The 12,681-nt window shown below is 44.4% G+C and carries 13 protein-coding genes; 1 reads left to right on the top strand and 12 read right to left on the bottom strand.

The window, feature by feature from the left end:
• From icd to DMB44_RS00595, 8 genes are all read right to left on the bottom strand, one after another.
• The gene (gene icd, locus DMB44_RS00630) at window positions 1-1,212 is read right to left on the bottom strand and encodes an isocitrate dehydrogenase (NADP(+)) (protein ID WP_110640136.1); all 1,212 of its coding nucleotides are present in this window, start codon (window positions 1,210-1,212) and stop codon (window positions 1-3) included.
• A gap of 104 nt (window positions 1,213-1,316) precedes the next feature.
• Entirely contained in the window at window positions 1,317-2,003 is a 687-nt protein-coding gene (locus DMB44_RS00625; protein WP_110640135.1) for a type I 3-dehydroquinate dehydratase, read from the bottom strand.
• 84 nt (window positions 2,004-2,087) lie between these two features.
• Entirely contained in the window at window positions 2,088-2,528 is a 441-nt protein-coding gene (locus tag DMB44_RS00620; protein ID WP_110640134.1) for a helix-turn-helix domain-containing protein, read from the bottom strand.
• Window positions 2,529-2,733: 205 nt separating this feature from the next.
• The gene (locus DMB44_RS00615; protein ID WP_110640133.1) at window positions 2,734-3,291 is read right to left on the bottom strand and encodes a HemK2/MTQ2 family protein methyltransferase; all 558 of its coding nucleotides are present in this window, start codon (window positions 3,289-3,291) and stop codon (window positions 2,734-2,736) included.
• Between the two features lie 2 nt (window positions 3,292-3,293).
• A complete protein-coding gene (gene ilvA / locus DMB44_RS00610) occupies window positions 3,294-4,514 on the bottom strand; it encodes a threonine ammonia-lyase (protein WP_110640132.1) in 1,221 nt (406 codons plus the stop codon).
• Window positions 4,515-4,587: 73 nt separating this feature from the next.
• Window positions 4,588-7,227, bottom strand: coding sequence for an aconitate hydratase AcnA (gene acnA / locus DMB44_RS00605; protein WP_110640131.1), 2,640 nt, complete (start codon window positions 7,225-7,227; stop codon window positions 4,588-4,590).
• Between the two features lie 387 nt (window positions 7,228-7,614).
• Entirely contained in the window at window positions 7,615-8,331 is a 717-nt protein-coding gene (locus DMB44_RS00600; protein WP_110640130.1) for a hypothetical protein, read from the bottom strand.
• A gap of 349 nt (window positions 8,332-8,680) precedes the next feature.
• Window positions 8,681-9,643, bottom strand: a complete 963-nt coding sequence (locus DMB44_RS00595; protein WP_110640129.1) for a phosphate uptake regulator PhoU — start codon at window positions 9,641-9,643, stop codon at window positions 8,681-8,683.
• A 136-nt stretch (window positions 9,644-9,779) separates the two neighbouring features.
• On the opposite strand from DMB44_RS00595, the gene DMB44_RS09460 reads away from it, so the two are divergent.
• Window positions 9,780-9,950 (top strand): hypothetical protein, encoded by a 171-nt coding sequence (locus DMB44_RS09460; RefSeq protein WP_201796906.1) that lies wholly within the window; start codon window positions 9,780-9,782, stop codon window positions 9,948-9,950.
• 147 nt (window positions 9,951-10,097) lie between these two features.
• On the opposite strand, the gene pth2 is transcribed toward DMB44_RS09460, so the two are convergent.
• The 4 genes from pth2 to DMB44_RS00575 form a co-directional block, all read right to left on the bottom strand.
• Entirely contained in the window at window positions 10,098-10,451 is a 354-nt protein-coding gene (gene pth2 / locus DMB44_RS00590; protein ID WP_110640128.1) for a peptidyl-tRNA hydrolase Pth2, read from the bottom strand.
• Entirely contained in the window at window positions 10,445-10,996 is a 552-nt protein-coding gene (locus DMB44_RS00585; protein ID WP_237265195.1) for a CDP-2,3-bis-(O-geranylgeranyl)-sn-glycerol synthase, read from the bottom strand. Before DMB44_RS00585 ends, pth2 begins: the two co-directional genes overlap by 7 nt.
• 158 nt (window positions 10,997-11,154) lie before the next feature.
• Entirely contained in the window at window positions 11,155-11,739 is a 585-nt protein-coding gene (locus DMB44_RS00580; RefSeq protein WP_110640127.1) for a CBS domain-containing protein, read from the bottom strand.
• 90 nt (window positions 11,740-11,829) lie between these two features.
• On the bottom strand, window positions 11,830-12,615 hold the full coding sequence (locus DMB44_RS00575) for an MBL fold metallo-hydrolase (RefSeq protein WP_110640126.1): 786 nt from the start codon (window positions 12,613-12,615) through the stop codon (window positions 11,830-11,832).
• Window positions 12,616-12,681: the final 66 nt, after the last annotated feature.

Here is a 12,681-nt window from a genome sequence, read left to right as displayed (position 1 = left end):
CTACGGCTTTTTCATCCTGTTGATTATCTCCTCTCCAAATTCAGAACATTTGAGTGCCTTTACATTAAGAAGCCTTGCTATGTCCTGCGTCAGCTTCTGATCCTTGTATGTCTGCATGATCGCTTCATCCAGTATGGTTGCCGCTTCGTTCCATCCAAGATGCTGCAACATCATCTCTCCTGAGAGTATGAGCGATGTTGGGTTTGCCACGTCCATGCCGGCATACTTCGGCGCAGTTCCATGAACAGCCTCGAATATCGCATAGTGATCGCCTATGTTTGCACCAGGGGCTAATCCGATACCGCCAACCTGTGCAGCCAGCGCATCCGACAGATAGTCGCCGTTCAGGTTTGGAGTGGCGATGACGTCATACTCCTGGGTCCTTGTCAGAACCTGCTGGAACATATTATCCGTTATACGATCCTTTATGACGATCTTATTGGAATACTTCTCCGGATCCTGCAGATATTCGGCCTCAGTAACAGTGTAGTTGCCGAATTCTGTCTTTGCGACCTCGTAGCCCCACTCCTTGAATGCGCCCTCGGTGTACTTCATTATGTTTCCTTTATGAACAAGCGTGACGCTCTTCCTTTTGTTCGCGATAGCGTACTGTATAGCCTTTCTCACCAGCCTTGTTGATTTGAACTTGCTAATGGGCTTTATACCTATACCAGTATCGCTGGTCAGGTTGATGTTGAACGTCGATGCCAGAAATTCCCTTACCTTTTTTGCACCATCCGAGTCGTATCTCCATTCTATTCCAGCGTACAGATCCTCAGTGTTTTCCCTGAACACAACCATGTTCATGTATTCCGGGTGCACCACGGGCGATGGAACGCCCGGGAAGTATCTCACCGGCCTTATATTGGCGTAGAGATCCAGATACTGCCTGAGAGTGACGTTTAGGCTCCTGAATCCCTCGCCTATCGGCGTTGTTAGCGGGCCCTTCAGAGATACAACACATTTCTTGAGGTCGTCGAGAGACGATTGCGGAAGCCTTTCGCCCGTCTTGTCGTAGGCTTCGTCTCCTGCAAGTATCTTCTTCCACTCAATTGAACGCTTTCCCCCATAGGCAATCTCAAGGGCAGCGTTAAGAACATTTATTGTGGTCTTGGATATATCCGGTCCAATTCCATCTCCTTCGATATATCCTATCGTTACTCTGTCTGGAACCTGAAGGGTTCCATCTTCCTTTATCTGAATATATGCCATACATCTTGAATAGCACCAATCTAATTTATACTTATCATATAGCTACGAAATCGGTCGAAATGCGTCAGGAATATTATCTGAAAACACTACCACATAACGATTTCCTATTGGAAAAGCATCTTGAATGCATCATAATAGTAATCGGCTTTTGGCTGCCCGTATGCGGTGGGCCTGTCTCCCATGGCATACACTATATCAGACACGTAATAGCCGGCAATGGCCCGCCAGAAGGTCCTTCCCATGGGTATGAATGCCATTGGTTTCTTCTTATCTTTCCTCACATCAATGATGCGGTTCAGATCAGTGAGAAACTCCTGATCATCTGAGTATGAACATGCCACCTTGACCATATCCACATCTGAATTCATCATTCTATCCAAAGCAGACATCATCGCAGCCGCATCTGATGTGTGATATGAACCTATTATCTTTGTCACACGCGACCTCTGCTCCAGCTTGTCGATCAGGCTCATATCAAGATCCACGGCCGGTGCCATCTTCTTTATTGCTGTCTCATAATATTTCAAAGCATCCTTTCCGCGATATGTGAAGATATAATCTATGTCCATTTCCCTCATTGCGGATATCAGCTCCTCTTCATCTGAAATTTCTCTCTCAGTGAACATGTCGAAGCGTATCTCATACAGGTTCTTGTCTGAGAGGATCTTCGTCTGAAGCTTATCCACGAACGTATCTACGTCCTCATAGAATACCGATGTCACAACAATCGGCATCGCGTTGCCAATCACAAATTTCCCTATATTGAGCTTATCTCCGCTGTAAAGAGGCACACTGCATAATCACCGCCATGGTTAAAAATTATTCACATACGGACATCGAAGTTAGTCAACCTATGCTGAATGCCGTATTTGTCTTTAGATCTTTCCGTTTCTTATGAGGCTGTTTATGTGCTCAACATTGTTTCTGTAATTCTCAATCGCCATCTTTATGTTTATTTCTACCCATGACCAGGCCTTCACCAGATCTCCGGATCTGAGCCTGTATTTCTTGACCTTTCCATCCTTTATTTCTTCAAGTATATCAAGATATTTCAGCTTGTTGAGGTGCCTGTATAGGGTGGAACGGCTGGTGTTTAGGTATGCCATGAGTTCCTCGGGCGTCCAGTACCTGTCGCTTCGCATGAGGAAACACTCCTTGAAGAGCCTGAAGTAAACGGAGTTCTTTATTGAGTTCATGTCTGTTGATGGGCTTATCCTTGGTATGTAGCCTATATCTGATAGAAAATAGGCTATGCTTCTGTCAAGATCTGATTCGTCTATTCTCGCTGGAACAGATGTTATTGAGATTTTAAACATCTCATGAATATAATCTGGGTGGTAAATAACATTTTTCTAAAGGGAAACTGCGTGTTATGCGGATCAGTTTATCATCATGGGCATGATTTTATAATGCTGCTTTGGCAAAATATGACACATAATTATGAGAATCTGAAATTTGAAGCAAATGCCAGTGATAATGAAAGAAATTAATGCATCTGCAACTGTTCATAAAAAGAATAGATCAGATGCGGATTGGATCAAGCCTGTAGAGCAGTATGGACTCGAAATCAAATTTCATCTCCTTTACCATCTTATAGGCATAGCCTTGTGCGCCGAATATGCGATCGTTGTCCGTGAGATCCGTTAAAACAAGGTAGATCTGACCCTTATCCGTGAGATGATCTCTAGCCTGAGTGAGAAACCTCGCTACGATATCCATATCTTCGCCTCCGCTCCATGATATGTCCTCTCCCTCAACTGGAAGATACGGAGCATTGAAAAGCACCGTATCGAAATATCCGATCACGCTTGAAAACAGATCCGAACGATATACATTTAGATTCAGCCCGTTTCTTCTAGCATTTTTCCTGGCACATTCCACCGCGTGTTCGTTTATGTCCACGGCCTGGATATCGCAGCCCTTTTTGAGAAAATATATGGATACTATTCCCGTACCGCAGCCTATCTCTATTGACCTGCCGGCACAGGTTGCGTTTTCCATAAGAAGAAATGTGTCATCCGATGGTGGATACACGCCATCGCATTTCTCTATCTTCAAACCGTTAAATTCAAGGATCATGATCACGTGATTCTGAAGATGTATCCCATCTCGCGAAGTGATCCAAGTATCCTGTTCAGATGGTCCTGACCCCTGACGTTGACGGAGAAGATCACGCTCTGGAATCCAGGCGGCGTCTCCTTCCTCAGATTGTCCACCTCGGCATGGTAGATGTTGCCTCCGTTCTTTGCTATAGCTTCGGCAATCCTGTAAAGGTTGCCTGGCCTATCTGGTATTGTGCATTCTATGCGTACAAGCTGGCCAAGGTTCTCTAACTCTTTGTATATGATCTTGGACATGAGCAGCGGATTTATGTTCCCTCCTGATACAACGATGGCAACCTTCCTTCCCTTCACGTCTATGCTGCCCTCCATTATTGCAGCAAGACCGACTGCTCCAGACGGTTCTGCGACTATCTTCATCCTCTCAAATAGCTTGTAAATGGCCTTGGATACGCCCTCTTCTGTGACCGTAACTATGTCGTCAACGTATTTGCTCGCTATGGAATAGGTCAGATCCCCAGGATATTTCACAGATATACCGTCGCATATGCTCACACCGCTTGTGTGGGCTATGATCTTTCCCTCCTTCAGAGAGGCCTTCATAGAATCAGAGAGTTCAGATTCTATACCTATTATGCGGATGTTTGGGTTATGATGCTTTGCGGCTATGGCGATGCCAGAGATCAGGCCGCCACCTCCCACAGGCACCAGTATGGTGTCTATGTCCGGTTTATCCTCAAGGATCTCCAAGCCAATTGTACCCTGCCCTGATATAACCCATCTATCGTTGAATGCTTCGATGAAAAGGCGGTTCTCCTGAACGGCCAGCTGGTCAGCGTATCTGTGCGCCTCATCGTAATCCAGACCATGCAGAACAACCTCAGCACCGTAATCAGCAACCGCGTTGACCTTCTGCGGTATCGTGTATTCCGGCATCACTATCTTCGCATTTATGCCGTTGACCTTGGCCGCATATGCAACTCCCTGCGCATGATTTCCGGCGCTTGCAGTTATGACGCCTCTCTTACGATCCTCGTCGTTAAGTTTCGAAAATCTGAACAATGCACCCCTCGACTTGAATGAACCCGTCTTCTGGAAATTCTCCAGTTTGAAATACAGTTCGGATCCATACTCATTGCCCAGCGTCGTTGACCTTATAAGCGGTGTTCTGTTGATAAGGCCTTTAAGATAGGTCTTTGCAGAAAGGATATCTTCGTACGAAGGTATCTCCTTGCTGTCCATGGAGGTGAATCGCTGCTTCGATTATAAATTATGGTCAGAAAGAATTTTTGATTTTATAAATAAAAGTATGGGATCATGAGGCCAGTATCTTCTTGAGAGAGTACTGCAGTATTCCTCCGCTGCGTATGTAATCTGCTTCCGCGGGTGTGTCTACCCTCAGCCTCACGTCTATAGTGTGCCTCTCACCATTCTTGTCCGTGTATGTCATTCTGGCCTTTGATCCTGGCTCTATGTCCTCTATGTCTACGTCTATCGTCTTGGTATAATCAATGTCCTGCGGGTTGAAACCGTCATACTCTATGGGTATGACACCCATACCTACAAGGTTGCTGCGGTGGATTCTCTCATAGCTCTTTGCGATCACTGCCTTCACACCAAGCAGATAAGTTCCCTTGGCAGCCCAGTCTCTGGAACTTCCAGTTCCGTATTCCTTTCCAGCAATTACGACAACCGGAATGCCCCTTTCCTTGTACTTCATCGCGGCATCGTACACTGACATCTCCTTGTTTTCTGGTATGAATATGGTGTATCCGCCCTCTCTGTTCACCATAAGATTCTTTATCCTCACATTTGCGAATGTACCGCGCATCATCACCTCATGGTTGCCGCGCCTTGAACCATATGAATTGAAGTCCTCCGGTTTGACTCCGTTCTCCATGAGGTACTTCGCAGCCGGACTGTCTTTGGATATGGATCCAGCAGGCGATATGTGATCGGTTGTTATGGAATCCCCGAGTACCAGAAGCGGATATGCGCCCTTTATCCTGAAATCCTTGAATTCCTGGTCAAGCCTGAAATTCTCAAAGAATGGTGGATTTCTTATGTATGTGCTCTTTGGATCCCATGCATAGGTTGGGGATGATGGAGCGTCTATCTTCTCCCATCTTTCATTCGTGATGTTTCCATACCTTCTTTCGAACATATCCTTCTTTACATATTTATTGACCGCTTCATTGATCTCATCGTTTGTTGGCCATATATCCTTGAGATAAATCTTCTTTCCATTCACCACACCTATCGGATCCTTGTTCAGATTAACGGTTATATTCCCCGCCAGAGCATAGGCAACGACAAGCGGCGGTGACATCAGATAGTTGGCCTTCACATCCTTGTGTATTCTTGCCTCAAAGTTTCTGTTTCCGGATAAAACGGATACGACATTCAGATTGTTGCTCACTATGGCATTGTCAAGATCTGGATCGAGTGGGCCGCTGTTTCCAATGCAAGTCGTGCATCCGTAGCCGACCACATAGAAACCGAGTTTTTCAAGGTAGGAGATGAGACCCGACTCGGTTAGATAGTCTGTCACAACACGAGATCCAGGCGCCAGGCTGGTCTTCACCTTAGGATTGACAGAGAGGCCCGCTTCCACCGCTTTCTTTGCAAGAAGCCCAGCGGCTATCATGACGTACGGGTTGCTCGTGTTTGTGCAGCTTGTTATAGCCGCTATAACTATATCGCCATCGGAGAGCTCTAGATCCTTTCCCTTCATCTTTAGAGGTACTTTGCGCAGAGATACAAGGCGGTTGCTTCCGTTTTGATCCAGCGTCGAAAGAAAGCTCTGTGAGACCTGATCCAGATCAAGCCTCTGCTGGGGAAGCTTTGGACCGGCCACACTTGGCTTCACAGTTGAGAGATCAAGATCTATGACCCTCGTGTATTTTGGTTCACTGCCCTCTCCGAATAACCCCTGGGCTTCAAGGTATTTTCTTATCAGATCTATGTGTTCCTTTGATCTACCTGTAGTTTCCAGATACTGCAATGTCTGTTCGTCTATGGGGAACAGCGCACAAGTGGCCCCGTACTCCGGGCACATGTTTGATATTGTGGCCCTCTCAGGTACAGATAGATATTTCACCGACGGACCGAAAAACTCGACGAATTTGTCTACCACGTTGACCTTCCTGAGCATCTCTGTAACCGTTAGTACCACATCAGTTGCGGTGACGCCTGGTTGCATCTTCCCCTTTATCCGGACGCCTATAACTTCAGGCAGCGATATGGTGATGGGTTGCCCAAGTAGGGCGGCTTCCGCTTCTATGCCGCCCACGCCCCAGCCAAGTACGCCTATTCCATTTATCATTGTGGTGTGAGAATCTGTTCCGACGAGAGAGTCAAAGTAGGCATAGTCCTTGCCGTCCTTCTTGCTTTCGAATACGACCTCTGCCAGATACTCAAGGTTGACCTGATGGATGATGCCGGTACCGGGTGGTATAACCTTGAAGTTCTTGAAAGCATTCTGAGCCCATTTGAGGAATCTGTACCTCTCCATATTCCTTTCAAATTCCAGCTCCTCATTCTTCTCCAGTGCGAAGGTCTCTCCGTAATAATCAACCTGTACCGAATGATCTATGACGAGATCAACCCTTACCTGAGGATTTATCAGTTCTGGATCCTTGCCGAGATTCTTCACAGTGTCCCTCATTGAGGCAAGATCCACCACCGCCGGAACGCCGGTGAAGTCCTGCATCACAACACGTGATACCTTGAATCTTATCTCTGTATCGGCCACATTTTCAGGATTCCAGTTTAGTATGGCGTTGATATCGCTCTCAGAGATCGCCCTTCCATCAAGATTTCTGACCATCGATTCCAGAATTACCCTTAAGGATCTTGGAAGGCTGCTGATCTTCTCACCGAATATCTTCTTCAGCGGATAATAGTAAACCTTTCTTCCATTTACGTCAAAAGAATCTGTTTTTATATTGACCATATTCAGATATAGCTAGATCAGATTATACCTTTTCGTTTAACATTATTGATACATCTGCGATTGGCAACCATGGTGAACTGCTTATCAGCTGAATATTCTCACCGTTATTTCAGCGAAGAAATATTTGCCTGTACGCACATATTCCGCACAAGCCCTGTATCGTGATATCCATAGGCGTAATTCGTATTTAATCAATCTTACTCAAGCACCACGCCGCCTGCTTTTTTGCGGATGATACAGAGAAGAAATCGGAATGATAATTTATGGATCTTTCCAGGGGAAGACCGTGTATTCTTTCACTGAAGCTATTGAGATCTACAGCTTCCCAAAAATCCATGACAAAGGCTTTGGCATAAATGATCGTTTATTTATAAAATTTAATATTTCTTATTTTTTATTTCTATAAGATCTGGAATGTTCTATCGATCTCATCAAGAATATGCCTGCCAGCAGTATGATTTCATAGTAGATGAAGTAGAGTATTGTTGCAAATAACACGCTGTCAGCAAGCCAGGTATTCAGCGGTGCATTTATTGGCCCTGGCGCCGTTAGGCTGTAGTTTGCAAACGTGAATGTATAGTTGTATATGCCAAGCGGCAGCGAACCTGATGGCGCGACATAGTAAACTATCATCTGATTTCCAGAGGTGTAGTTCTTCAGCTGCGTGGTTATGTTTGCGCTGTAAGCTGAGGATGCTATGTGCAGACTGAAATTGAGCGTTTTCAGATCCTTATAGTTGTCTAGAGCCAGGGAAAAGTTGTATGCAGGGAAGTTACCTGAAAATGGCCTGACATTCGCAGTAGCGGTTATACTTCCGTATGAGGCGGAAACTGGATGATCGGTCGAGTAGTAAACCTGTGATTCCGCGGATGATATCAACAATGCAGCTATGAAAACTATGACTACACCGTAAATCAACCTCTTTTTTAATCCATAGAGACCAAGATAATGCATTAAAATCAGAATTACGATTGGAACCAGAAATACGAGAAGAAACAGACTTTCAAAATAAGAAACGAAGTATCCCAGACCATAGGCCAGAAGAGCCGTGATTATCAGTATGAACACAGAATTGTACTTTCTGATGTTTGCATTTACTGGCATGATGCGGGGATTACCGCAAATGTGATATTTAAATTTGAGCACATGTATCCCGATGGGCTACTCCTCAGCTGAATCTTCGCATCGTCATTTCAGCGAAGAGACTTATGTCTGTATTGGTATATTCCGTACATGCTCTGCATCATAATGTCCTTAGGCGCGTTTTCAGGTGGCGTCTGCCCCATTCTTATCGATCGTACGTACTTTATATAAAATTTTATTATCGATGGAAGTCTGCGTATTCCCTGCTCGAAATAAGAATTTTTACTGATCCTGGAAATCCCTAGCCTTTCAATATTTTAGAGCTTTTACGAATTATGTTTCTTTCCATAAGGACGATGCATCAGGATCGTCAGATGGAGAATTCTTCCCTATCTGACAGAATCAGATCCATGGCAAGCTCTGCTATATCCGTTCCGTACAATCCTATCCTGGATATCTCCTCGGCTATCGAACTCAGAACCGAATCATAACTCAATTCACTCAGCAGCTCATATTTTCTCTGGGTTATTTCGGCCTTTCTGTTTATTATCCCGTCTATTTCGTTGAAATTCCTGGAATAGAATGTTTCCATGGCCTTCTTGTATACGTCGTTTGAATAGGTCAGATTGTCGATCATCTTATCCCTTCCCTTTATGCCCTTTTTGTGCTTTATGGCCTGGCAGATGTTGACAGCATGATCAGCTATCCTTTCAAGAATCCTGGAAAGGACGAGTATGTAGATATTCGAGCGTTCGTCCCTGCATCTTATCTTAACCTCACGGTATATATACCACTGGTATCTGTCCACCTCATCATCCCTGAGCACGATGTTTTCAATCAGATCGTCGTCTTCATCATGTATTGCCTTGATCGTGTCCTCTATCATGGTGGAAACATTGAGCGACATTCTCCTTATTGCCTTCTCTAGAGAAAAAGTGTTTGCATTCAATACGTTCTGAAGAACTATGCTTTTTGATGTTTCTTCAATTACCTCTATGCCCATGACAACCTTGGCAAACCGCTTAATGTCGTCTCTCATCTCTGGCGTCATCTTGTCTTTGGATACAACAAGCAGAGTGTCGAATCCAGAGATGTACATAGATGTCAGAAGCCTCTGCAGTGGCTTACCGGTGTATGAGGTCGGCAGCGTTATCTTCTTCGTTACCTCAGATTTCTCATTATTTGCGGGTTCCACCAACAGTTCTGTTCCCTGATCGATTATAGAAACTTCGCTTCCCTTGTTTATATTGTTGCGCTTAACCCATTCGGGCGGGAGTGATATTATAAACGTGGAACCCCCAGTGACCTGAACCTTTCTCGTTACATGTTCCATGGATATTTATTATATATATGAATAAAAACCTTTCCATATATGTATATATAAATTTACAAAAGCAATATACTGGGTATCTCGTTTCGTTCTGTTGGAAAACTATATATCGATTTTTCTGATGACATCCTGTGGTATCATGGCAGATATGCAGGCTATCATAAAGGCTCAGGCTGAACTTTCCTATATCAATGAAAGGCTTCAGCAGATACATCAGAACAGGCCTCAACAGGGATTCGATAAACATGAATATGAAGTATTGATGCAGAGAAAGGCACAGCTTTTGGCTCTGCTCAACAGAAGAGAGTAAGTCTGATCCAATATCTCCGACAATTGAAGGACGTCTGATCGATCCTATCGCGAGGATCAGGCTCCAGAACCTTTTCAAGGAAGTATGGAGTTCAGCATCAATGATACATGCAGAAAAATAGGCCTAGCCAATGATAAACCTGAAACCTCATAACAACTTGTATTTTCCGGTTATTCTATCCAGTTTTTCTTCATCGTCCGGTCCAAGCCCTATACAGGTGATTGTACCAGGATCCACCTGCGTGTAGCCTCTATCCTGGACTATTTCATTTATTATGCCCATGGAATCTGCCATTCTCTTTATCTCGAAGATCTCGTCAAGCCCATTTACCTTTACGACAATCTTGCGCTGCCCCTCCGCATACCATTCATCAAATATATCCCTGTTCGATTTCATTGATCTCAATGCACAGCTGACTGCTGCATGTGCTACCTGAGCTGCAATTTTTCCCTTTCCCATATCAAGATCCCTTCTCACTGCAATGACCATCTTCGTTACCATGGTACATCCTTCTTATGCATTTTATATCCTATTATATTGACTGCCCTGTGAATCGGGGGGACTATTATCAGTATGACGATCATAGGTATATACACGTAATGCTGAATGAAATACTGCCTTTCAAAGACGTACATGAAGAGAAAGGCCATAAGAGCAAAGGGCCACTGATCGAGCAGGCCTCCTTTTCCACCTCTGTCTATTCCTATTCGCCTCTTCACGAATGAACCGGCTATATCTCCGGTGAGTGATCCCGTGGCCATGACAAACGGTATCATTACTGCATCATACAATGTTCCGTACGAGCCAAGTGCGTATCCAGAAAAACTGGATATTGCATAAATTATGAGACCCGTGACTGTGCCTATTGCTATTCCTCCTGCGAATCCGCTCAGTGTCTTGCCATTCCCAAGTATCCTTCGTCCGTCAATAAAATTCTTCCCTCTATCTATTATGAAGTGCCCGCCGGTTATGACAGCACCTGAATTTGCGATCAGTGCCGGAATGAACATTATTATGGACTGGATAACAAACAGGATCTCATTCAACGTCTGGCTAATCCGCAGGCATTTAATAAATTTCCCATAGTTATAGGAGGTATCGGTGATCCTCCCTGATTTACACAGTATATGGGCGAGAATGATGCAAACTTTGGCTGTTAGAATCTATCAGTCTGAAAGAAGCCCACTCATCGAGAACCATTTGATCATGCCATGCCGGCCACAGTCTTGAGAATATCCGCCTTCGTTATTATGCCGACGAGATTCCCTGCCTCTATCACAAGGACGGCGTTGGAATATTTGAGCAGCTGATATATTATGTTGATCGGTGTGTTCCTGTCAACCTGCGGCAGAACCTCGCTCATAACTCTTCTTACGGTCAAGCCTCTGAGCGAATCAACGCTCATGCCCTTCAGCAGCATATCATTTATGTTGTTCTCCGTGATCGTTCCTATAACCTTATTTTCGTCGTTCACAACAGGCAGCTGAGAGAATCCCTTGTCTCTCATTATGTTTAGTGCATTGAGGATCGAATCGTCCGATCTACACACAGTAACGTTTTTGGTCATTATTCTATCGCACGTTATGACCATGTTGTTTGCTTTTTCGCTTGACTTTGTTAGATACTCATATATTGCCTTTATCTTTGAATATGTGGGATTTATTGTGCCCTTCTCCAGCCTGGCTATGTAAGATTGACTGACGCCTGTCACTTTTGCCAGGTCTTTCTGGCTTATTCCGAGGTTTTTCCGCATCTTCCTCAGTTCTTCAATGTTGGGCATCATATCCATGGCGATATATTGTGAACGCATATAATAATATTACCCGAGGTAATAAATGATAGAGATAATTATAATCATCCATAAACCCAAGCAGTTATTTCACATTTCAACGCTTTCAAACGAGGGGTTCTCAAAATCCCCATGCAACAGGGCTGCAGGCGTCTCCGGATCATGATTGAATATGCACACATATCCTTCTCTTATAGCTTTCCTGATGAGTACCTTCTTCATCTCTACAGTCTTCAGCGGATCGAGATCTATAGCTGTCCTGTATGGCAGTTTGAGATGGAACGTTGAGGGGACCAGATCGCCAAGGTACATCACCTTTGTGCTGCCTGAATTAACTAGTATAACCTGATGGCCGGGAGTGTGCCCGCCGGTTTTTATGACGGTTATGTATCTCCCTATCTTTCTTGATCCGTTTATGGGTATCTTTCTCTTTATATCTGAATAGCTGAGGCTGTAATTTGATCTGGTTATCACATTTTTGTATCTTATCTCTCTGAACTCTGCAGCCTGAGCGTATGTGTATGCGTTTTTAAAATCGTTGTTGTGTCCAATGTGATCAAAATGAAGGTGCGAATTGATTATCATGGTAATGGCGTCTGGATCTCCGTGCTTCTCTATGTGATCCAGCACGTCGCTGACCTTTTCTATCCTGTATATCTTTTGAAACTTTTCGCTGAAGTTCCTTCCTATACCGCTATCCACCAGAAATGATATGTCATCGCCATGGGCGTACAGTACATTTGTGGCAAGCCTTATGGCATTGTTATCATCCTTAACCGTCTTTGACCATATGGCCTTTGGTACTACGCCGAATATTGCTCCAGCGTCTAGATAGAAGTAGCCATCATTCAGTATTTCAAGGGCCAGGCCTGACATATTGCATTATCATTTCATATCATTAAAGGTTTGCCAAACCGACATTCTTTCTGTTCAAGTCGCCTG

It is taken from the genome of Thermoplasma sp. Kam2015 (genome assembly GCF_003205235.1).
Lineage (GTDB): Archaea > Thermoplasmatota > Thermoplasmata > Thermoplasmatales > Thermoplasmataceae > Thermoplasma.
This window is presented reverse-complemented; position numbering and strand designations above follow the sequence as displayed.